Annotated in this window: 20 protein-coding genes; all 20 read left to right on the top strand. The window is 48.5% G+C overall.

Annotation, left to right across the window (positions count from 1 at the left end; translation table 11 throughout):
* The first annotated feature begins 16 nt into the window (after nucleotides 1-16).
* The 20 genes from rnpM to EKM73_RS00005 all read left to right on the top strand — a co-directional run bounded on the left by rnpM (nucleotide 17) and on the right by EKM73_RS00005 (nucleotide 21,431).
* Nucleotides 17-313, top strand: coding sequence for an RNase P modulator RnpM (rnpM, locus tag EKM73_RS00100; RefSeq protein ID WP_125699995.1), 297 nt, complete (start codon nucleotides 17-19; stop codon nucleotides 311-313).
* Nucleotides 306-611, top strand: coding sequence for a L7Ae/L30e/S12e/Gadd45 family ribosomal protein (locus EKM73_RS00095; RefSeq protein WP_125699994.1), 306 nt, complete (start codon nucleotides 306-308; stop codon nucleotides 609-611). The genes rnpM and EKM73_RS00095 overlap by 8 nt, the downstream gene beginning before the upstream one ends.
* 47 nt (nucleotides 612-658) lie before the next feature.
* Nucleotides 659-3,139: a translation initiation factor IF-2 gene (infB, locus tag EKM73_RS00090; RefSeq protein WP_125699993.1), complete on the top strand. Its 2,481-nt coding sequence runs from the start codon at nucleotides 659-661 to the stop codon at nucleotides 3,137-3,139.
* A gap of 18 nt (nucleotides 3,140-3,157) precedes the next feature.
* Nucleotides 3,158-3,508, top strand: coding sequence for a 30S ribosome-binding factor RbfA (rbfA, locus tag EKM73_RS00085; protein WP_020088579.1), 351 nt, complete (start codon nucleotides 3,158-3,160; stop codon nucleotides 3,506-3,508).
* Between the two features lie 672 nt (nucleotides 3,509-4,180).
* The gene (truB, locus tag EKM73_RS00080; RefSeq protein WP_125699992.1) at nucleotides 4,181-5,089 is read left to right on the top strand and encodes a tRNA pseudouridine(55) synthase TruB; all 909 of its coding nucleotides are present in this window, start codon (nucleotides 4,181-4,183) and stop codon (nucleotides 5,087-5,089) included.
* A gap of 24 nt (nucleotides 5,090-5,113) precedes the next feature.
* Complete coding sequence (gene ribF, locus EKM73_RS00075) at nucleotides 5,114-6,064, top strand: riboflavin biosynthesis protein RibF (protein WP_125699991.1); 951 nt, start codon at nucleotides 5,114-5,116, stop codon at nucleotides 6,062-6,064.
* A 575-nt stretch (nucleotides 6,065-6,639) separates the two neighbouring features.
* Nucleotides 6,640-7,677 carry a heat-inducible transcriptional repressor HrcA gene (gene hrcA, locus EKM73_RS00070; RefSeq protein ID WP_125699990.1) on the top strand — a complete coding sequence of 346 codons (1,038 nt, stop codon included), beginning with the start codon at nucleotides 6,640-6,642 and terminating at the stop codon, nucleotides 7,675-7,677.
* Between the two features lie 20 nt (nucleotides 7,678-7,697).
* The gene (gene grpE, locus EKM73_RS00065; protein WP_125699989.1) at nucleotides 7,698-8,285 is read left to right on the top strand and encodes a nucleotide exchange factor GrpE; all 588 of its coding nucleotides are present in this window, start codon (nucleotides 7,698-7,700) and stop codon (nucleotides 8,283-8,285) included.
* 37 nt (nucleotides 8,286-8,322) lie between these two features.
* Nucleotides 8,323-10,200: a molecular chaperone DnaK gene (dnaK, locus tag EKM73_RS00060; RefSeq protein WP_125699988.1), complete on the top strand. Its 1,878-nt coding sequence runs from the start codon at nucleotides 8,323-8,325 to the stop codon at nucleotides 10,198-10,200.
* 126 nt (nucleotides 10,201-10,326) lie between these two features.
* Nucleotides 10,327-11,478 (top strand): molecular chaperone DnaJ, encoded by a 1,152-nt coding sequence (dnaJ, locus tag EKM73_RS00055; protein WP_125699987.1) that lies wholly within the window; start codon nucleotides 10,327-10,329, stop codon nucleotides 11,476-11,478.
* 300 nt (nucleotides 11,479-11,778) lie between these two features.
* Nucleotides 11,779-11,928 carry a teichoic acid D-Ala incorporation-associated protein DltX gene (locus tag EKM73_RS00050; protein ID WP_125699986.1) on the top strand — a complete coding sequence of 50 codons (150 nt, stop codon included), beginning with the start codon at nucleotides 11,779-11,781 and terminating at the stop codon, nucleotides 11,926-11,928.
* Between the two features lie 50 nt (nucleotides 11,929-11,978).
* Nucleotides 11,979-13,508, top strand: coding sequence for a D-alanine--poly(phosphoribitol) ligase subunit DltA (dltA, locus tag EKM73_RS00045; RefSeq protein ID WP_125699985.1), 1,530 nt, complete (start codon nucleotides 11,979-11,981; stop codon nucleotides 13,506-13,508).
* Complete coding sequence (dltB, locus tag EKM73_RS00040; RefSeq protein ID WP_125699984.1) at nucleotides 13,508-14,719, top strand: D-alanyl-lipoteichoic acid biosynthesis protein DltB; 1,212 nt, start codon at nucleotides 13,508-13,510, stop codon at nucleotides 14,717-14,719. Before dltA ends, dltB begins: the two co-directional genes overlap by 1 nt.
* A gap of 41 nt (nucleotides 14,720-14,760) precedes the next feature.
* Nucleotides 14,761-14,994, top strand: a complete 234-nt coding sequence (gene dltC / locus EKM73_RS00035) for a D-alanine--poly(phosphoribitol) ligase subunit DltC (protein WP_125699983.1) — start codon at nucleotides 14,761-14,763, stop codon at nucleotides 14,992-14,994.
* Nucleotides 14,995-14,997: 3 nt separating this feature from the next.
* Nucleotides 14,998-16,284, top strand: coding sequence for a D-alanyl-lipoteichoic acid biosynthesis protein DltD (gene dltD, locus EKM73_RS00030; RefSeq protein ID WP_125699982.1), 1,287 nt, complete (start codon nucleotides 14,998-15,000; stop codon nucleotides 16,282-16,284).
* Between the two features lie 163 nt (nucleotides 16,285-16,447).
* Nucleotides 16,448-18,280, top strand: a complete 1,833-nt coding sequence (lepA, locus tag EKM73_RS00025) for a translation elongation factor 4 (RefSeq protein WP_125699981.1) — start codon at nucleotides 16,448-16,450, stop codon at nucleotides 18,278-18,280.
* Between the two features lie 158 nt (nucleotides 18,281-18,438).
* Entirely contained in the window at nucleotides 18,439-18,954 is a 516-nt protein-coding gene (locus tag EKM73_RS00020; protein ID WP_125699980.1) for a hypothetical protein, read from the top strand.
* Between the two features lie 235 nt (nucleotides 18,955-19,189).
* Complete coding sequence (locus EKM73_RS00015; protein ID WP_125699979.1) at nucleotides 19,190-19,981, top strand: hypothetical protein; 792 nt, start codon at nucleotides 19,190-19,192, stop codon at nucleotides 19,979-19,981.
* A gap of 68 nt (nucleotides 19,982-20,049) precedes the next feature.
* A complete protein-coding gene (locus EKM73_RS00010; RefSeq protein WP_125699978.1) occupies nucleotides 20,050-20,514 on the top strand; it encodes a hypothetical protein in 465 nt (154 codons plus the stop codon).
* A 113-nt stretch (nucleotides 20,515-20,627) separates the two neighbouring features.
* The gene (locus tag EKM73_RS00005; protein WP_125699977.1) at nucleotides 20,628-21,431 is read left to right on the top strand and encodes a metallophosphoesterase; all 804 of its coding nucleotides are present in this window, start codon (nucleotides 20,628-20,630) and stop codon (nucleotides 21,429-21,431) included.
* The last annotated feature ends 192 nt before the right edge of the window (nucleotides 21,432-21,623 follow it).

Genomic DNA, 21,623 nt, shown 5'->3' with positions numbered 1-21,623 from the left:
AAGGAGGTTTGGTCCCATGAAACAACGGAAAGTCCCTATGCGCAAGGATATTGTGACTGGGGAAATGGCGCCTAAGAAGCAACTGGTTCGGGTTGTTCGAAACCAGGAACAGGAAGTTAGCGTTGACCCTACCGGTAAGCAATCCGGTCGTGGTGCCTACATTGCTTTAGATGTGGACATTGCGAAGCGGGCCAAGAAGGAACGGACCTTCGATCGCGTCTTTGACGTGAAGGTTCCAGATGACTTCTACGATGACTTAATTGCTTACGTAGATCATCAACAAGCTCGACGGGAATTATTCGACAATGACTAATCCCGATCGCGCTTTACAACTTTTAGGATTGGTTCGGCGGGCAGGTAAACTGGTCACCGGCGAATCCTTCGTTATGGCAGCGGTCAGAGACGGCTCAGCTAAGCTGGTTTTAATGGCAAATGATGCCGGCAAGACCAGTCAGAAGCAGTTCCGGGATAAGACGGCGAGCTATGACGTCCAATTAAACGAGGACTTTACGAAGGACCAGTTGAGCACGGCCATTGGGTCGGCGCGCACGGTCATCGCAATCACCGATCCGGGGTTCGTCCGGAAGTTACAACAATTACTTGCTAAGTAGCCGCCTGACGTTCTCGTGATCGGCAGAATACAAAGGAGTGTGAAGATATGGGGAAAAAGCGAATTTATGAACTCGCCAAAGAAATTAATGTCTCCAGTAAACAGATCATTGCGAAAGCCGAATCAAAGGGCTTTCCGGTGAAAAACCACATGTCAACGCTCGGCGAGAACGAAGAACGTCAGCTCCGCGAAGCATTTAGCAAGAAGTCTGCTGGCAAGGCAACGACACCTAGTGCTAAGCCTGCTAAGCAACCTGCGACGATGCAAGCGGCTCGGCCTGCAGGTCAGAAGAGTGATCATCCCAAGACGACTAGTCAGAAGTCTGCTTCACAGAGCAATGGCAATCGGTCGAATGGGGGCAACCGTCCAACCAACAATGGCAACCACAGCAATAATGGTGGTAACCAATCGGCTAATGGCGGCAATCACACCTCTAACCAGCGGTCCAATAGTGGCAACAACAGTAATCGTAGCCAACAACGTACGACGAATAACAATAAAAAAAATAATAATGGCCAGTCCGGAAGTAATCACACTGAGCAACACAATTCCGGGACCGGCAGATTTGGTGGAAGCTTGAATAATAATACAAATAATAGCAATGGCCGGCGTGGCAGCAGCAACGGAAATAGTCGTGGGGGCCGGAATAACCGGAACAACCGCAACAATCGCCGCCGTAATAATAACAATAACAACCGTTACAAGAAGAACCAACGGATCAAAGACACGAACCAGCACAAGGGCGCTCCAGAACGGAAGAACAAGGCTTTACCAGATGTATTAGTCTATACGGACGGCATGAACGCTCAAGACTTAGCCAAGATCTTACACCGTTCTTCAGCTGAAATCGTGAAGAAGCTCTTCATGTTGGGTGTTATGGTCAACCAGAACCAATCCTTGGACAAGGACACCATTGAAATCTTAGCCGATGACTATGGCATCCAAGCACAAGAAAAGGTTCAAGTTGACGTGACCGACATCGATAAGTTCTTCGATGCTGAAATGGCGAATACGGATCACTTGGAAACTCGTGCACCAGTTGTAACCATCATGGGACACGTTGACCATGGGAAGACGACGTTGTTGGATCACCTGCGTCACTCTCACATTACCGAGGGTGAAGCCGGTGGGATCACGCAGGCCATTGGTGCCTACCAAGTCCATTACAACGACAAGTCCATTACTTTCTTAGATACACCAGGGCATGCGGCCTTTACTGAAATGCGTGCGCGTGGTGCTGAAATCACCGATATTACGGTCTTGGTAGTTGCCGCTGATGATGGTGTGATGCCACAAACCATCGAAGCCATTCACCATGCGAAGGCTGCCGGCACGCCAATCATCGTGGCTGTCAACAAGATTGATAAGCCAGGCGCTAACCCGAACCACGTCATGGAACAATTGACGGAATACGAATTGATTCCAGAAGACTGGGGTGGCGATACCATCTTCGTTGAAATCTCTGCGAAGTTTGGGAAGAACATCGACGAATTGCTCGACATGATTCTCCTGCAATCCGAAGTGTTGGAATTAAAGGCTAATCCAGAACAAAACGGGGTTGGTTCCGTCATCGAAGCTAGTTTGGACCAGGGACGTGGCTCTGTCGCTTCCTTACTGGTTCAACAAGGAACTTTACGCGTGGGTGACCCAATCGTTGTTGGGAATACCTTTGGTAAGGTTCGGACGATGACCAACGAACGTGGCCGTCGGATCAAGGAAGCTAAGCCATCAACACCAGTTGAAATCACTGGGTTGAGCGATGTACCAGAAGCTGGGGATCGTTTCGTGGTCTTTGACGACGAAAAGACGGCTCGGGCCGCTGGTGAAGAACGGGCTAAGGAAGCCTTGGTTCAAGAACGTAAGAACACCAGTCACGTTACGTTAGACAACCTCTTCGACTCCCTCAAGGAAGGCGAAATGAAGGAAGTTGACGTGATCATCAAGGCTGACGTTCAAGGTTCCGTTGAAGCCTTGGCAGGTAGCTTGCAAAAGATCGACGTCTCCGGTGTACGGGTGAACATCATTCACTCCGCCGTTGGTGCGATTAACGAAAGTGATGTTACCTTAGCTGAAGCCTCAGACGCCATCATCATTGGGTTCAACGTGCGGCCTACGCCACAAGCACGGGCTCAAGCCGATAGCGACAAGGTCGACATCCGCTTACACAACGTCATCTACAACGCCATCGATGAAATCGAAACGGCGATGAAGGGGATGCTGGAACCTACCTACGAAGAAGAAGTTACTGGCCAAATCGAAGTTAAGAACATTTTCCATGCTTCCAAGGTTGGGACAATCGTCGGTGGGATGGTTACTGAAGGTTACGTGACGGCTGACGCCGACGTCCGGTTAATCCGTGACGGCGTGGTCATCTACGAAGGTAAGCTTGGTAGCTTGAAGCGTTTCAAGGATGACGTCAAGCAAGTTAAGATGGGTTATGAATTAGGATTAACTATCGAGAACTTCAATGATATTAAGGTGGACGATGTGATCGAAGCCTACATCATGAAGGAAGTTCCCGTTAAATAAAAATCGGAGGCAAACGTCATGGCACAATATCGAGTTGGCCGGTTGGAACAAGAAATCCAGCGGGAAGTTACGGATATTCTCCTAAAACGTGTCCGCGATCCCCGGGTCGAGGGCGTCACCGTTACCGGCGTGGAAGTCACAGGTGACTTGCAGCAGGCAACGATTTACTACAGTATTTTATCGGACAAGGCTTCTTCAGCGGAAAAGACGCAACAAGGTCTGAACAAGGCTACGGGTCTGATTCGGTCTGAACTGGGTTCACGCTTAAGCATCTACAAGACGCCTGAGTTGAACTTTGAACAGGACTCTTCCGTGCGTTACGGAAGTCATATCGATGAACTGCTGAATGATCTACACCGCCGCGAGTAGTTGCTCACGGTGTTTGAGGGAGGCGTTGATCCAAGCGGATCAGCGCCTCTTTTTCGTTACTACCGGCAAATGCTGAAAGTGAGACGCCTGCGGATGTCAGAGATTCTGCCGCTGTGTGGACCGGAACAAGCCAAAGAGCGGTCTTGCTCCTCGACTTGAAGCTTCGTACAAAGCAACGAATCTTCAAATCGTCCTGTCAGATAAATTGGCCCAATGCGCCAATTTATCTGACAACCACGGCTGGCGCCATCTCTGACATCCTCCGGCTATGGTACTGGCAATATTTGCCGGGTTTTGATTAGAGCTTGAATATGCCATCATTTAGTGTGTAATCAACTATTGTGGATGGTTACTGTCGTCTTAACGATGTTGGAATCAATTTTATTGGCAAAAGATAGTCGTAACCGGAGGAGGCCAGAGGTGGAGGCAGCTGTGACGACGGTGTTAGCTGAGAATCAGCTTACAGCGTGGGACGTGTTTGGAGATCGACGATTTTTGTCGGGCTTCAAACCGAGCCGGAGGACCGTTTCTCAGGCCGCAGGCGGTCCCCACAGACACCGGAATCTCTGGCAGCCGCAGGTGATTGGATACGACTACCTTACTGTTAGAATTCAATTTTAGCTTTTACCAAGTAACGATTAATTAGGGCAACACGAAACGGAGGAAACGAAGATGGATGGGATTATCCCACTTTATAAGGAACGCGGCCTCACGAGTTTTGACTGTGTGGCGAAGTTGCGCCATATTCTGCATACGAAGAAGGTCGGCCACAGTGGCACGTTAGACCCGAGTGTGGATGGGGTCCTACCCATCTGTATTGGGAGTGCAACGAAGGTCGTCCCGTACCTTATGGCCTCTGGAAAGGTCTACAAGGGGACGGTCACGCTGGGTCTGGCAACGACTACGGAGGATTTGGACGGTGAGGTCATTGACCGCCAACCTTTGACAAGGCCATTTGATCGCGCTAAACTGCTTCAAGCAGCTGCAACGCTGACTGGCACCATCCAGCAGACACCACCGATGTTTTCCGCAGTGAAGGTGAACGGTCGCCGGCTCTATGAGTACGCGCGCGCCGGAGAGACCGTTGAGCGGCCAACGCGGACGATTACCGTATTGGCCTTTGATTTGGTCGATGACGGTCAGTTTGATGCCGAACAGGGTACCCAGACGATTGCATTTGAGATTGCTTGTTCTAAAGGGACTTACGTGCGGACGCTCGCCGTCGACCTCGGTCGGCAGCTGGGCGTACCCGCCGTGATGGCCTCGTTAACGCGGCTCAAGAGTGGTGGCTTTGACCTGGACCAGACGGTGACGTTGGACCAGGTGGCCGCTGCGATGGCCGCTGAGGACCTTTCCGAAATTCTACGGCCCATCGACTACGCTTTGCGAGATTACCCGCACGTGGCGTTGTCAGAGCGGCTCTGGGGTCTCGTAAAGAACGGCGTGTTCCTGGATGAAGAGCAGGTTGGCAGTACGGCACCTATCGTGGCTCTGACGTATCAGGACCAGACGAAGTGCCTGTACCAGTATCTTCCCGAAAAAAAGCAATACAAGCCGTTGAAAATGTTTACGGTGAATTAAGCGTTAAGAAAGAGGCGTCTCGTAATGGAAGTTATTCGTATACATCACCCGTTGGATCCCCGTCAGATTCCGGCGGACCCGGTCGTTTTGGCCATGGGATTCTTTGATGGTGTTCACCGGGGGCACCAAGCGGTCATCAGACGGGCTAAGACGCTCGCTACGGCTAAACACGTCAAACTGGCGGTGTTGACCTATGATCACCATCCTTCGCTGGTTTACCGGCCCCTAGAGGGCGATGACCGCAAGTACCTGAGTACCCCCGAACGCAAGCTACAACAGCTCGATCGCTTGGGTGTTGACCGGGTCTTCTTGGTCAGTTACACGGGTGAATTCGCGGCACAGAAGCCTCAGGAATTCGTTGACAACTACTTAGTGGCCTTTCACACGGTAACAGCGGTGGCTGGATTTGACCACACTTACGGTAAGAAAGACGTCGCCACGATGGATCTGTTGCCTGCCTACGCGCAGGGACGTTTCGATGTTGAGACGGTGGCTGAGGAGACCGGCGATGAGAAAAAAATCAGTTCGACCCGGATTCGAGCAGCCATGAAGGCGGGCGATGTCGATACGGCGAATGCCCTGCTGGGTTACCTGTACCGGTCGACCGGAGTCGTTGTTCATGGTGAGGCACGGGGCCGAACCATTGGCTATCCGACGGCCAACGTCCTGACACCAGAGAACGAATGGCTGCCAGGTATTGGGGTCTACACGGCACGCTTAAAAGTTGGGGCCATCTGGTATCCCGGCATGATTTCCGTGGGACGTAACGATACTTTCGGCGACAATCGGCCAATCACGGTGGAGATGAATCTTCTGGACTATCAGGGGAACCTCTACGGCGAAAACGTTGAAGTTGAGTGGCATCACCGTTTGCGGGGGCAAGTGAAGTTTGATTCCGCAGAGGGGCTGATCGTCCAACTCAAGAAGGACGAAACAGCCACGCGGGATTATTTCTCCCAGGTTGCCGCGGATTAGGTCATTTAAGCACAGCATAAATCAGGAGCTTGGATAATTTTATCCGGGCTCTTTTGTTTTGAGAAGATAATTGCAACTCGGGTAATTTTTGTTAAGCTAGGGACTGGTTAACAGGTATTTTGAATGAAAATATTGTGGTCATGATATATTATCTGTAGCTATTCAGCATATTAAAAGTGAAATCAAATTTTTTAGCTGATGGGTAGATGATACCGACAATCGTAGCCGGAGGAGGCCAAGGGTGGCGCCGGCCGTGGAGGTGGTGTTAACTGGCGGTTTTTGCCAGTTTACAGCACGGGCAATCTTGAAGACACGTGTTTTCCGTGGCTTCAAGTTGAGTCGGAAGCCCGTTCCGCAGGCTGGAGCGTCCCCACAGCAGGCAGAACCCTTGGCAGCCGCAGGCGGAAATTGCGGAAATTATCAGCAATCATCACAGAAAACAAGAAAATTAGCACTTAATTGCAGAGATTGCTAAAAATCCTGTCAGATTTCTTGACTTCAAAACCCGGTTTTGCTACATTATATATGTGTCTTAGCACTTGATTAGTTTGAGTGCTAAAAAAGGGGTGATTGTGATGCTTTCAGAAAGACAAATGATGATTCTGCGAGCCGTTGTCCGCGACTTCACCAATACCGGTGTTCCGGTGGGGTCCAAGGCATTAGCCAAGCAGTTACCCATCCACGTAAGCTCAGCGACAATTCGTAACGAGATGGCAGCCTTAGAAGAGCAGGGCCTGATTAAGAAGACCCACTCGTCTTCCGGCCGAATTCCTTCGGTCGAAGGTTACCGGTATTACGTTGATCATCTGGTTAAGCCCGATCCTCTACGGCCGAACGATATTGATGTGATTCAGTCATCACTAGGTGGCGATTTTCATAAGATTGACGAAATTATTTCGCAATCCGCGACAATCTTATCTAACCTGACGAGTTACACGGCGTTCACGTTGAAGCCGGAGTTAAAGGATAGTCGTCTCAGCGGTTTTCGGTTAGTGCCTTTAGGCAAGCGGCAAATTATGGCGATTCTGGTCACCGATAGTGGTGACGTGGAGAACCAAACGTTTGACGTGGCCGGCGACGTTGATGGCGAGCAGCTCGAAGCTGTGGTCCGTTTGATCAATGACCAATTAGTGGGACTGACTTTACCGGAAGTCTTACGAAAGCTGCAGGCTGATATTCCCGTCAAGATCGGGCAGTATCTACAGAGTCCTCAAGGATTCTTGGATATCTTTGGCGATGTGCTGACGCGGGCCGCTCAAGAGCGGTTCTACGTTGGTGGGCGGCTCAACCTACTGAACTTTTCTCAGGATAGCGACGTTGATTCACTGAAGTCCTTGTATTCATTGATCGATAAGACCGATGACATTGCGAGTGTGCTGGGGCAACCTAGCGATAAGATCTCCGTACGCATTGGTAATGAAATGACCAACGATGCGTTGCAAAACTTCAGTCTGATCACGGCGACCTATGACGTTGACCAACATGGTCAGGGGATGATCGCGATTCTGGGACCCACGCGGATGCCATATTCTCGAATGCTCGGTATCGTTGGCGCATTTCGTGAAGAGCTCGCGAAGAAACTATTAGATTACTACCGGTTTTATGACGAGTAAAGAAAGGGAGGGTTTTTATCGTGGCTGACAAGCAACAAGCGTCCACCGATGACCAAACTGCGGCAAAGGCCGCCACGACTAAGCCAGATTCAACGACTGAATCGGCCGAAAAGGCAGCACCAAAGAAGCCAAAGTTATTTAAGAAGGTTGCGACCGCGGCTGAAGTCGATGAACTCAAGCGCAAGGCCAGTGACTTTGAAGATAAGTATTTACGTGCGGAGGCGGAAGTCCAAAACATGCAAGCGCGGTTCCAAAAGGAACAGGCAACGCTTATCAAGTACGATGGCCAACAGCTGGCTAAGGACGTGCTCCCCGTCATTGACAATTTGGAGCGCGCTCTAGCAGTCGAAGCAGCGGACGAGGCGGGTCAACAGCTGAAGAAGGGTGTCCAGATGACTTATGATCATTTGGAAGATGCTCTGAAGCGGAACCACGTCACGGAGATTGAAGCCATTGGGAAGACATTCGACCCAACGTTGCATCAGGCGGTTCAATCAGTACCCGCAGAGGATGGACAGGCGGCCGAAACGGTCGTTAAGGTTCTCCAAAAGGGTTACCAACTGAAGGATCGCGTTCTGCGGCCAGCAATGGTTGTCGTTGCACAATAAAGCAAATTAAAAAAAACTAACAAAGAGGGAATTTTTGATGGCAAGTAACAAGATTATCGGAATTGACTTAGGGACGACCAACTCAGCCGTTGCCGTTCTTGAAGGTAGTACCCCGAAGATTATTGCGAACAAGGAAGGCGCTCGGACGACGCCATCAGTTGTTGCATTTAAAGACGGCGAAACGCAAGTCGGTGAAGTTGCCAAGCGGCAAGCAATCACCAACCCTAACACTATTTCATCCATTAAGAGTCACATGGGTGAAGCAGGTTACAAGGTCTCCGTTGATGGCAAGGATTACACGCCACAACAAATCTCAGCAATGATCTTACAACACTTGAAGTCATTCGCTGAAGACTACATTGGTGACACGGTTGAAAAGGCCGTTATCACGGTGCCAGCTTACTTCAACGATGCCCAACGTCAAGCGACTAAAGATGCTGGTAAGATTGCCGGCTTGAACGTTGAACGGATCATCAACGAACCTACGGCTGCTGCCTTAGCTTATGGCTTGGACAAGCAAGACAAAGACGAAAAGATCATGGTTTACGACCTTGGTGGTGGGACCTTTGATGTTTCCGTATTGGACTTAGGTGACGGTGTCTTTGATGTTCTCTCAACGAACGGTGATACCCATTTAGGTGGGGATGACTTCGATAAGAAGATCATGGATTGGTTAATCGCCGACTTCAAGCAAGAAAACGGTGTCGACTTATCCAAGGATAAGATGGCTTTACAACGTTTAAAGGATGCTGCTGAAAAGGCTAAGAAGGACCTCTCTGGGGTTACCGAAGCACAAATCAGCTTGCCATTTATTTCTGCTGGCGACAATGGCCCACTTCACTTGGAAAAGTCATTGAGCCGTGCTAAGTTCAACGAATTGACGGCCGACCTGGTTGAAAAGACCCGGATCCCTGTTGAAAATGCGTTGAAGGATGCCGACTTAAAGGCTGGCGACATTGACGTTGTTATCTTAAACGGTGGGTCTACTCGGATTCCAGCCGTTCAAGAAGCCGTTGAAAAGTGGACGGGTAAGGAATCCAACCACTCCATCAACCCTGATGAAGCCGTTGCTTTAGGTGCCGCCGTTCAAGGTGGGGTTATCACCGGTGATGTGAAGGACGTTGTTTTACTTGATGTGACACCATTATCCTTGGGTATCGAAACCATGGGTGGGGTCTTCACCAAGTTGATCGACCGGAACACCACGATTCCTACCAGCAAGTCCCAAGTCTTCTCAACCGCTGCTGATAACCAACCAGCCGTTGATATCCATGTCTTACAAGGTGAACGGCCAATGGCTGCTGACAACAAGACGTTGGGTAACTTCCAACTCGCTGACATTCCAGCCGCACCTCGTGGGGTTCCTCAAATCCAAGTCACGTTCGATATCGATAAGAACGGGATCGTTAATGTTTCCGCTAAGGATATGGGAACGAACAAGGAACAGAAGATTACCATCAAGAGTTCCGGTGGTCTTTCCGACGAAGAAGTCGAAAAGATGATGAAGGAAGCTAAGGAAAACGAAGCTGCCGACAAGAAGCGTAAGGAAGAAGTCGATACCAAGAACGAAGTCGACCAATTACTCTTCCAGACCGACAAGACGTTGAAGGACGTTAAGGGTAAGGTCTCCGATGATGAAATCAAGAAGGCTGAAGATGCTCGTGACGCCTTAAAGAAGGCCCAAGAATCCAACGACCTGGACGACATGAAGGCTAAGAAGGATGACTTGAACAAGATCATCCAAGACCTTTCCGTTAAGTTATACCAACAAGCACAACAAGCTCAAGGCGACGCTAATGGCGCTGCTGGCCAAGCTGCCGGTGCCGATGGTGCCAAGGCTGACGGTAAAGATGGCGACACCGTTGACGGTGACTTCCATGAAGTTCACGATGACGACGATAAGGACAAGAAGTAAAGACTGATTGTCTAATCGCAAATTGTCATGGCAAAAAGTCAGAGTCCGTGGGGCTTTGGCTTTTTGTTTCGAGTATGCTATTCTTACTAGTAGCGAAAAATTTCGGAATGGATTGGGAGGAAAACGATGGCGCAATCGGACTTATATGGCGTTTTAGGTGTCTCAAAGGATGCCAGCCAAGATGAAATTAAAAAGGCCTACCGGAAGTTATCTAAGAAGTATCATCCAGATTTAAACAAGGCCCCCGACGCGGCGGACAAGTTTAAAGAGGTTCAGGATGCTTACGATGTTTTAGGTGACAAGGATAAACGGGCTAACTACGACCAGTACGGTTCAGCCGACGGTCCTCAAGGCTTTGGTGGCTTTGGCGGCGGTAATGCCGGCGGTGGTTTCGGCGGTTTTGGTGGCGGAGGCGGCTTCGACGACATCTTCAATCAATTCTTTGGTGGTGGCGGAGGCGGTCAACGCAATCCCAACGCGCCACGGCCAGGTCGTGATCTTCAGTACCAGATGGACTTGAAGTTTGAAGAGGCTATCTTTGGGAAGAAGACCAAGATCAAGTACACGCGTGAAGCCCAATGTCATACCTGTGGTGGGAACGGTGCTAAGCCTGGGACTTCACCAGTAACCTGTCACCAATGTGGCGGTTCTGGTTACGTCACGACGGAGACCAACACGCCACTGGGCCGGATGCGGAGCCAACAACCATGTCCTGTCTGCCACGGTACGGGTCAAGAAATTAAGGAAAAGTGCCCAACCTGTGGTGGTTCTGGTCACGAAGAAGAACAGCACGAAGTTGAAGTTTCTATCCCAGCTGGGGTCGATGACGGTCAACAAATGCGGTTACAGGGTCAAGGTGAAGCCGGCTTAAATGGCGGTGGTTACGGCGATCTGTTCATTATCTTCCAAGTGACGCCAAGCAAGGACTTCCGGCGTGACGGTACGGAAATCTACTTTGACCAACCAATTTCATTCGTCCAGGCAACCCTGGGTGATGATGTGACGGTCAAAACCGTTCATGGTGATGTCAAATTAAAGGTGCCAGCCGGTACGCAAGCTGGGACGACTTTCCGGCTACGAGGCAAGGGTGCACCGCGCCTGCGTGGTAACGGGAATGGTGATGAACACGTCACTGTGAAGGTCATGACGCCAAAGAACCTGAACAAGGGACAACGGGATGCACTCCGTGACTTTGCAAAGGCTAGTGGTGAGACCGTTACAGGTACGGGCAAAGGTAACTTATTTAACAAAATGCGCGACAAATTTAACGAAAATTAACTTGCGGGCCGACGTGCTCAAATAGCTAATCTATCAAGGCTGCTGAAGATTTCGGCAGTCTTTTTATTTGTTTCAAAATATAAGAATAATTATAAATGCAAAAGAAACACTTAAGCTTGAGTAAGGTTAATTGCAATCCGGTTTTGGCAATGATACTCTCAGAACATAAGGAGCGCGGCTTTAGCTGCGGAACTCCTCACCAATTAGCGCGGATTCGTCGGGGAAAATACACGCTAATTGGTTGCGAACGGAAGCTGGTTTGGGGGACGAATCGACCAGCAAAACTTGGGGGTGTATTTCATGAGAGCAAAGTGGCTGGCGTTATGGCATCAGCCGGTGGTGGCTTTCATTGGTTGGACCGCGTTTTACTTTGTGATTTTGATGATTTTGGTTTATTTGTATGGTTACAGTGGTTTGAATAACTCGACGTTTATTTACAACGAGTTTTAGTTGCGGGGTCAACTAACCACTAGCCATGATTTCTTCGGGGGGGATATAGAATGATAGAAAACATGATCACAGCGATTGATCAGTTTGCCACCAGTGATCCAGATCGTATCGCTTACGATGATTTGGGGCACACGAACACGTACGGTGAGTTGAAACAGCGCTCGGATGCTTTGGCCGCTCATTTGGATGCCATGCAGTTACCAGCGCACGCGCCCATCCTAGTGTATGGGGGCCAAACGTTTGACATGATGGCGACCTTCTTAGGAATCGTCAAGAGTGGGCACGCTTATGCGCCAATCGATACGCATTCGCCGCTCGAACGGATTACCACCATTAATGAGATTGCCCAACCCGCCGCAGCCATCGCTGTGAGTGCGTTACCCACGACTTTAGGTGAGACACCGGTGCTTACGCCGGACAACCTGCAGACCATCTTCAGCAGTCCCGTTGTGGACTACCAGGTGGACCATGCCGTGAGTGGGGATGAGAATTACTATATTATCTTCACGTCCGGAACGACGGGGAAACCCAAGGGTGTGCAGATTTCACACAAAAATTTATTGAGCTACGTTAACTGGATGCTAAGTGCCGACTTCGTGTTGCCAACCGCACCACGGACGTTATCGCAAGCACCATATTCGTTTGACCTGTCCGTCATGGACTGGGGGCCAACGTTGGCCAGTGGTGGGACACTCGTTGCGTTGCCAAAGACGGTGACGGATAACTTCAAACAATTGTTTGAGACGTTGCCGCAAATGGATCTGGACGTCTGGGTTTCTACGCCGTCCTTTATGGACATTTGCTTGTTGGAGCCCACTTTTGATGCCGCACATTATCCACGGCTGAGTCGCTTCCTCTTCTGTGGGGAAGAGTTGACCCACGCCACGGCACAGAACTTACACCAACGCTTCCCAGATGCCCGGATCTTCAATACGTATGGGCCAACGGAAACCACGGTGGCGGTCACACAAGTGGAAATTACGGCGGAAATCTTAGCCAACTACCCACGGTTGCCCATTGGGTATGCCAAGGGTGATACCGAGATTACGGTCGTTGATGACCAATTACGGCCGGTACCAGCGGAAACTGAGGGCGAGATTCTGATCAGTGGGCCGTCGATGTCGAAGGGGTACCTGAATAACCCGGAGAAGACGGCCAAGGCCTTCGTTACCTTGAACGGCAAGACGGTTTACCGGTCTGGTGACTTAGGTGTTGCCATGGCGGATGACCTAATCATGTACCGTGGGCGGACCGACTTTCAAATTAAGCTCCACGGTTACCGAATCGAATTAGAAGAGGTCAACCACTACTTGTCACAAGAAGACCACATTCAGGTTGGGGTTGCTGTGCCGCGGTATGACCGGAATCACAAGGTCAGCCAACTGATTGCTTGGGTGGTCCCAAGTGGTCACAATTTTGCCAGCGAGTTAGACCTGACCAAGGCGATCAAGGATAATTTGCAAGGTGGCGACATGATGGAATATATGATTCCACAACGCTTTGTGTACAAGGATAGCCTACCGATGACCCCCAACGGCAAGGTTGATATTAAATCTATTATTGCTGAGGTCAATCAATAATGTTGACTTTTGAACCGTACGGCAACCCAACGTATTTCGCCTTGTTGGGAGTGGCATTACTGCCACTGATGATTGGTCTTCTGTACGGCAAACGGTCGCGTCTCTACGAAACGTTAGTGTCAATCTTCTTTCTGGTCTTAACCTTTGGGGGTTCCAAATGGACCCAAGGGGTGGCCTTGATAATCTACATTTTGTACGAGGTGGTCTTGACCTGGGGGTATGCCGTTTACCGGAGGAACCATAATTCGGGGCCGTTGTTTTACCTGATGGTGATTCTTGCCATCGCACCCTTAACCATCGTCAAGGTGACGCCGGCTGTCGAGAACGGTCAAGCCTCACTGATTGGATTTTTGGGGGTCAGTTACCTGACCTTCAGAGCCGTGCAGACGATGATGGAAACACGGGATGGCACACTGAAGAACTATAACATCATGACGTTCTTACAATTCATGTTGTTCTTCCCAACTATCTCTTCTGGTCCCATTGACCGGTATCGGCGATTCGAAGCCGATTATCGGTCGGTGCCGGATCGTGACAAGTATCTGGGCATGCTGCAAAAGGGAATTCGTTACCTGTTTGTCGGCTTTATGTACAAGTTTATCCTGGCGTACTATTTCGGGACGATCTTGATGCCGAAGTTACAGCTGATGGCGATGCACTCGCGCGGTGGCTTCCTGGATATCTCGTGGCCGCTTATCGGCTACATGTACTGTTACAGTGCAGATTTGTTCTTTGACTTCGCCGGGTACAGTTTGTTCGCCGTGGGGACTTCCTATATTATGGGAATTGCCACACCAATGAACTTCAATCAACCCTGGCGGTCACCGAACATCAAGGATTTCTGGAATCGTTGGCACATTACGTTATCGTTCTGGTTCCGAGACTTTATCTACATGCGACTGGTCTTCTGGTTCATGAAGCACAAGGTCTTCAAGAAGCCGACGACGACCGCCAACGTCACGTATATCATCAACATGCTGATCATGGGTTTCTGGCATGGGGTGACCTGGTATTACATCACGTACGGCCTGTTCCACGGGGTCGCGCTGGTGGTCAACGATACCTGGTTACGTTACAAGAAGAAGCACCGGCAGAGCATTCCGCATAACAAATTTACGCAGGTCTTTGCCATCTTCTTAACGGCCAACTTGGTCTGCTTTAGTTTCTTGATCTTCTCAGGGATTCTGGATAAAATTTGGTTTTTGAAGTAAGTAAGCAGTAGAGGATGACTTTCATCGAGGGGGAAATAAAAATGGATATCAAAGCAACTGTATTAGACATTTTAAACGATTTAACGGGTAATGATGTAAGTGGTGCAATGGATGACAATCTGTTCGACAGTGGCATCATGGACTCCATGGCTTCCGTTCAACTGTTATTATCACTGCAAAGCGAATTGGGCGTTAACGTGCCCGTTTCCGAATTTGAGCGGTCAGAGTGGGACACGCCCAACAAAATCATTGCGAAAGTGGAAGCTCTGGCTTAGCCAATGGCAAAGCGATTACTACGGATCTTTGGTCCGTTAATTCTCGCAGCTATTCTGGTTTTTGCGGTACTCGCTTCGCCGGTCACTTTCGGGTTTAAGCACATCAGTACCACCCGAGAACGGCAGGCAGCGGTGTCGCTGTCACCCAACGTTTTACGTGGTAAGCACATCAAGGAAGCGGCCCTCAGTGACGGTTACGTGCCATTCTTTGGGTCATCGGAGTGGTCACGGATCGATCCGATGCATCCCTCAGTTTTGGCGCAGAAGTATCACCGGGACTACCGGCCCTTTCTGTTAGGTGCGCGAGGAACCCAGTCGTTAACGCAGTTCTTCGTGATGCAAAACATCCAGGGCGAATTGCGGAACAAGAAGGCTGTCTTCTTCGTTTCACCACAGTGGTTCGTGAAGGGCGGGACGCGTAAGGATGCCTTTGGTTTCTACTACTCACAATTACAGACGGCGGAGTGGTTGACCCACTACCGGCACGATGCAATTGATCAGTACGCAGCCAAGCGTCTCCTGCAAATGCCCGCCGCAAAGTCCGACCATTTCATCTATGCCGCACTACAACGGGTGGCGGCCGGTAAATCATTGACCAAGGATCAACGGTTCTATCTGCAAACCAGAAAGAACATGTTGACCCAGGAAGATCAATTCTTCTCCGGCATTAATTTACCATCGCAGAACTTGAGTCGTGTCAACCGGCAAGCCAAGAAGTTACCCACTCAATACTCCTATTCGGCGCTGGATCGACTCGGCGGTCAGTTAGGGAAGCAAGCAACGGGCAATAATCCGTTCCAAATCAGCGATAAGTTCTATAATCATGGTTTGAAGCAGGAGATTAAGACGGGGAACTTGAAGGATTTCCAAAAGAATCTGTCTTACCTGCAATCGCCAGAATATAGTGACTTCCAGCTGTGTCTGGATCAATTCGCCCGGCTGCATACCGACGTCCTGTTCATCATTCCACCAATCAATCAACGTTGGCAGAAATACACCGGCTTATCTGAAACGATGCTGAAGCAATTCGACCAAAAGATTCATTATCAATTGCAGTCGCAAGGCTTCAACAATATCGTTGATTTATCGGATAAGGGGAACGTGCCATACTTTATGACTGACACGATTCATCCGGGCTGGCGTGGCTGGTTGGCAATCGATAAGCGTGTGGACCCATTCTTAACCAAGAAGCAGGCCCAACCGCGTTATCATACCAGTGACAAATTCTATGAGAAGCAATGGCAACAGTTGGAACCATCTCAACTGAGCCAGTACGAAAATAACAAGTAATCTGAGAGGTCCGGGTTGATGCCCGGACCTTTTGTCATCTTCAATGGCGCAAAAGAGCTGAGGCGAGCCGGAGATTGGCACCGACCTGCCTTTTAGTTTGTGATTAACGCTGATGGTTGGTATAATTGTCTGGACATGGTGTTTAAGAAAGTAGGAAATCAACATGGATCTTGAGAAATTAAAAAACCATCAAAAATATATTCGCAACTTTTCCATTGTGGCCCATATCGACCACGGGAAATCCACGATTGCGGACCGAATCTTGGAGTTAACGGATACCATCTCCAAGCGTGACATGCAAGATCAAGTGTTGGATAGCATGGATCTTGAACGCGAACGCGGAATTACGATTAAGCTGAACGCGGTTGAATTGACGTATCACGCCAAGGACGGCCACGACTATGAATTTCATTTGATTGATACTCCAGGACACGTGGACTTCTCTTATGAGGTCTCACGGAGCCTGGCTGCCTGTGAAGGGGCCGTTCTGGTCGTTGATGCGGCACAAGGGGTCGAAGCCCAGACGCTGGCTAACGTGTACTTGGCGTTGGACGACGACTTGGAAATCGTGCCGGTCGTGAACAAGATTGACTTGCCAGCGGCGGACCCAGAGAAGGTCAAACAAGAAATCGAAGACGTCATTGGCTTGGATGCCTCAGATGCCGTGCTGGCCAGTGCCAAGCAAGGGGTCGGTATTCCAGAATTATTGGAACAGATCGTCCACAAGGTGCCAGCACCAACCGGTGATTTGGACGCGCCGCTGAAGGCCTTGGTCTTTGACTCCGTTTACGATGATTACCGTGGAGTCGTCATGAGTGTGCGGGTGTTCGAAGGAACGGTTCAACCGGGCGACAAGATTTTACTGATGAACAGCGGTAGTGAATACGAAGTGACCGAGGTTGGGGTTAACTCGCCAAAGCCAATTTCACGCGACTACTTGATTGCCGGTGATGTGGGTTACATTACCGCCAGCATCAAGGATATTGCCGATACCCGAGTGGGTGATACGGTGACCAATGCCGCCAAGCCTGCTGAAAAGGCACTGCCAGGCTACCGGGAAATGAACCCGATGGTCTACGCCGGGCTGTACCCGACTGACAATGCCAAGTTGAATGATTTACGGGAAGCTTTGGAAAAGTTGAAACTGAACGATGCTGCGTTGGAATTCGAACCAGAAGCCTCACAGGCGCTGGGCTTTGGGTTCCGGTGTGGGTTCCTGGGGATGCTCCACATGGATGTCATTCAGGAACGGCTGGAACGTGAATTCAATCTGGACCTGATTACGACGGCACCATCCGTTACGTACCACGCGTACTTGACGGACGGCACCATGAAGACGGTCGAGAACCCAGCAGAAATGCCGGAAGCCTCAGCTATTAAGCGGATTGAAGAACCGATCGTGAAGGCCACGATTATGGCACCTAACGAGTATGTTGGGGCGGTCATGGACTTGTGCCAACACCGGCGAGGCCAATTCCTGACGATGGAATACTTGGATGACTATCGTGTGAATATCATCTATAACATGCCGTTGTCAGAAATCATCTTTGACTTCTTTGATAAGTTGAAGTCAAGCACGCGGGGTTACGCTTCGCTGGATTACGAACGGAGCGGGTACCAAGAGGCCGACTTGGTCAAAATTGATATCCTGTTGAACGCGGATAAGGTCGATGCGCTGAGCTTCATTGCCCACCGGACGTTCGCTGCCCAACGGGGTCGTGAGATTGCATCACGGCTGAAGAATATCATTCCACGCCAAAACTTTGAAATTCCTGTGCAAGCCGCCATCGGTGCTAAGATCATTGCGAGAACGACGATCAAGGCCTACCGGAAGGACGTGACCGCCAAGCTCTATGGTGGTGACCGTACTCGGCGGATGAAGCTGTTGGAAAAGCAAAAGGTCGGGAAGAAACGGATGAAGGCTGTGGGGAAGGTTGATATTCCTCAAGAGGCGTTCATGGCCGTTCTCAAAACCGATGAGGATGAAACCAAGTAGCAAGAAACATCAGCAGTCCGCGTTAGGTGCGATATTACCTGATGGGGACTGCTTTATTGATAATAATAGAAGATTTTTAAAGTAAACAAGTGCGGAATAAGCATATTTGATATGTACCGCGAAATATTAAATGTGCGCACAAAAAGGGGGTAGAAAAGATGAAATACTTCCAAGCAAGAATATCCAGAGAAACAGCACAGATTTTTCAGACGTTAAAGGATACCTATGAGCAAGCTGATGGTAAAAGTTTAACGCAAACGATGGTAATTTCTAAGGCCGTGGATGATGTATCGGTTTTAAATCAATGGGATAAAGTTATTAATGATAATTCAGTTAAAGGCAAAGAGTTGGCAAAGATTACGGATAAGGATTTAAGAATTAGGGTACAATTGAGTCCGCAAACTCAGGAAAAAATTCAAAATTATAAATATTTCTTCCCCCAACTTGTTGGAACGAGGAGCGTTACATTAGGCGTAGCATTAAAATTTATTTTCAAAGGTGCAATCTTAATGCGAGATGACTCGACTTTGGTCGATTTCCAATCGAGAGATATTAGTAGTATTATAGATAGCTGTAAATCCAAGTTGGCGGAGTTAATTGCCCCGACAAACAGGGTCACCTTTGAAGCTATTTTCAGTGAGATGAAAAACGAAGTTACAAGCTTAAAAAAATAAGAACATATCAAGAAAAGTTGATGTCATCCAATTAGATGACATCAATTTTTTTGTGTTACGCGTTTAAAAGTGATAAAACGGTATTAGTGTCCATGGACATTGATCTCTTGCAGAGAAACTAAGAACCTGTTATCATAAGATATATGGAGACGGGCGGGAAAGGTCGACTGGATAATCTGAAAGTAATTGGCTAAAACCGAGCTTCAACTATTGGATGCTAGAAAAGGAGTAAATAATGCTTGAACCCAATGATTTCATGCGTGTCGATATTACAAAACAAAAAGATTTTGCGATGAAGGAAATGTATAGATGCCCGGCTGTGGAGAACTCACTAGCAGCCACTGAATTTTTATGGATCACGTATCGCAATGTTCACTGGGAGTTTTCGCAGAATGTTAAATTCTTTCACGGTGACGTAAATATTCCAACGGGCTGGGCTTTCCAATTTGAGCATGATTCGCGGTATTATCAGCTACTTGGCGAGGATACTTTAGTGACAGGAAGTTTGGATTTTAATTTTGGCGAATTACCAGCAGTGTTCCTCAGTCAACAGGAACCGTCGATTCAAACGCAGAAATTAATTAAAAATTGGCATGATTGTGTCAGTCGTAGCTCGAGCTATATTAACGTCAGCCTGACACCTACAATTATGGGTGGAAAACTACCTAGGTCACCATGGCTACCAGTTTTTCTCTTTGAGCTCAATCAATACTATACAGAGAATTCTCAACAGTTTTTTAAGCAATATACTAATCGTGAACGGGAAATGTTCAAATTGTATTTGGACAACGCTTTTGAGCTTTCAACTTTCAGAGGTCAACCGAATCGAATTGTTAATTATTGTCGTGAAGTTTTGTTTCTCGAAGATCCATGGTTGCTTGGTGCCCTGATTGATTATGGGGAACGATTCCAGCGTGCTAAAAATTCAGGACATTCGTTGCTAGACGATATAGACGAGGTACGTAAGCTAATTCATTTGGCCCGATGGTACTGGGCTGAAAAACAGGCCAACACGACGTTTTACTAGTGAACCAGTCATTAAAGTTACCTTTGGTTCAGAAACCATGTTATTTAAAAAAATTGATAGGAGACTGTATGGGACTATTTGAAAGCATAAAATCCCGCTATGCTGGCTTTATTGTGAGAAAAATCGAAAAAAAGTATGAAGGCGTCATGAGACCATTGTACTTGTCAAAGCCTGATATATGGGTCGTAGATACAAAATATCAACAAAAACAGCGTATGTCCCCGGAAGTGGCCGCATTCAATAAAAAAATGAAGGGAGGTGGCATACCGACCGGAGCAGTTTCAGGTGATCTGCTTTGGGTTATGGGAGAATTTAGTAATACCGGCCTTTTTTATAGGTTTTGGACGATGCGCTCACGTGAGGATGGACATCCCGAGCATGCGCATTCGTTTGAGAGCGTGCTTTCTTTCTTAGCTGATGATCCGAATAACTTTGAAATTGTTGAGTTTAAAGAGGATTATTCTGAGCAAGAGTTGGCATTTATTAAGGCTATTCAAAAAAGGTATGCTGAGCTTGATTCTAAGAAACTTTAGTTGGAACGTCTAAAGTAAATTAAGGATATCGTGAGGAAATTTTTTGATATCACTATGGTATTGGAGCCGGATGATAGGGCCTAATTTGAATCGTTCAAGAGGGGGTTGGCCATTTGCAACCGGTAATAGCACTTTCCGACATCCACGGCCAGATGTTAGTTTTTCCAGCATTGGCGAAGTTACGAGATAAATACCCAGAGGCACCGGTTGTTTTTTTAGGTGATTACCAGGATTCAGCCCATCACCACTCTGGGTTTAGAGTTGCGCAGACAATAAAAGATATGCAGGAAGCTGAGCCAGATAAAATATTTGTCATCCAGGGGAATCACGATGCTTCTGCGTACGAAAGCTTAATTGGTGAGAATAGTTATTGGTTGGAAATAGATGGCGAAGATGTCATCATGGAAGCTGCTTTAGCGGCTGGAAAATTACCAGTTGATATGAATGATGCGTTGGCGGTCGTTAAGCGGGCGGATGCTGACCTGATTAATTGGCTGGGAGCATTACCGTTAGATTTGCAAATTGGTAAGTTGGTATTCGTTCATGCCGGACTGGATCTTACACTATCTGATCCGGTAGCTGATACGCTGCCACATGATAAATACTGGTTGCGTGAAGATTATTGGTATGAGAAACTCTACCCCAATTATGCACATAATCCATTAGATAGCGCCATTGTAACGGGGCATACACCAACAAGTCTAATCACTGGAATTTATGATAGACCAGCTGAAGTAACCACTTTACGGAATCGAACGTCTAGTTCACACGGTATATTAACGGTTCAGTACGTTGGAGAATACGCACGCTTTTTTATTGATGGTGGTAATCATTCGAGGCCTGCCGCAGCCATTGGAAATATAGCCGTTTTTGATGCTGATTGTGGTGTCTTAGTTGATGGAATCGAGGATGGATGAGTTGGAAAAAGTGAGGCAACAGATTGGCGGTCAATAATTGATTACGGATGTTCATAGTACTAATGCACACTGATTGTGTCCTCAGGCAACCAATGAAAGTGGGAAAATTATGGAGGGGAGTGTCAAATTTTTTGTGTAAATGGAAGTCCTCTCCCATTAGCTAGCTTCTAATACATGGATTCTAACGTATCT

The sequence above is a fragment of the Levilactobacillus fuyuanensis genome (assembly GCF_003946395.1).
Lineage (GTDB): Bacteria > Bacillota > Bacilli > Lactobacillales > Lactobacillaceae > Levilactobacillus > Levilactobacillus fuyuanensis.
Note: the sequence above shows the minus strand (reverse complement) of the source record. Positions and strands in the feature narration are given on the sequence as shown.

Excerpts from the sequence above, each read along its gene's own strand:
- EKM73_RS00010 (WP_125699978.1), top strand. The coding sequence starts at position 20,050 with ATGGGACTATTTGAAAGCATAAAATCCCGCTATGCTGGCTTTATTGTG.
- rbfA (WP_020088579.1), top strand. The coding sequence starts at position 3,158 with ATGGCACAATATCGAGTTGGCCGGTTGGAACAAGAAATCCAGCGGGAA.
- dltD (WP_125699982.1), top strand. The coding sequence starts at position 14,998 with ATGGCAAAGCGATTACTACGGATCTTTGGTCCGTTAATTCTCGCAGCT.
- EKM73_RS00015 (WP_125699979.1), top strand. The coding sequence starts at position 19,190 with ATGCTTGAACCCAATGATTTCATGCGTGTCGATATTACAAAACAAAAA.
- EKM73_RS00050 (WP_125699986.1), top strand. The coding sequence starts at position 11,779 with ATGAGAGCAAAGTGGCTGGCGTTATGGCATCAGCCGGTGGTGGCTTTC.
- infB (WP_125699993.1), top strand. The coding sequence starts at position 659 with ATGGGGAAAAAGCGAATTTATGAACTCGCCAAAGAAATTAATGTCTCC.
- ribF (WP_125699991.1), top strand. The coding sequence starts at position 5,114 with ATGGAAGTTATTCGTATACATCACCCGTTGGATCCCCGTCAGATTCCG.
- dltC (WP_125699983.1), top strand. The coding sequence starts at position 14,761 with ATGGATATCAAAGCAACTGTATTAGACATTTTAAACGATTTAACGGGT.
- lepA (WP_125699981.1), top strand. The coding sequence starts at position 16,448 with ATGGATCTTGAGAAATTAAAAAACCATCAAAAATATATTCGCAACTTT.
- truB (WP_125699992.1), top strand. The coding sequence starts at position 4,181 with ATGGATGGGATTATCCCACTTTATAAGGAACGCGGCCTCACGAGTTTT.
- dltB (WP_125699984.1), top strand. The coding sequence starts at position 13,508 with ATGTTGACTTTTGAACCGTACGGCAACCCAACGTATTTCGCCTTGTTG.
- hrcA (WP_125699990.1), top strand. The coding sequence starts at position 6,640 with ATGCTTTCAGAAAGACAAATGATGATTCTGCGAGCCGTTGTCCGCGAC.
- EKM73_RS00095 (WP_125699994.1), top strand. The coding sequence starts at position 306 with ATGACTAATCCCGATCGCGCTTTACAACTTTTAGGATTGGTTCGGCGG.
- EKM73_RS00020 (WP_125699980.1), top strand. The coding sequence starts at position 18,439 with ATGAAATACTTCCAAGCAAGAATATCCAGAGAAACAGCACAGATTTTT.
- dltA (WP_125699985.1), top strand. The coding sequence starts at position 11,979 with ATGATAGAAAACATGATCACAGCGATTGATCAGTTTGCCACCAGTGAT.
- rnpM (WP_125699995.1), top strand. The coding sequence starts at position 17 with ATGAAACAACGGAAAGTCCCTATGCGCAAGGATATTGTGACTGGGGAA.
- dnaJ (WP_125699987.1), top strand. The coding sequence starts at position 10,327 with ATGGCGCAATCGGACTTATATGGCGTTTTAGGTGTCTCAAAGGATGCC.
- dnaK (WP_125699988.1), top strand. The coding sequence starts at position 8,323 with ATGGCAAGTAACAAGATTATCGGAATTGACTTAGGGACGACCAACTCA.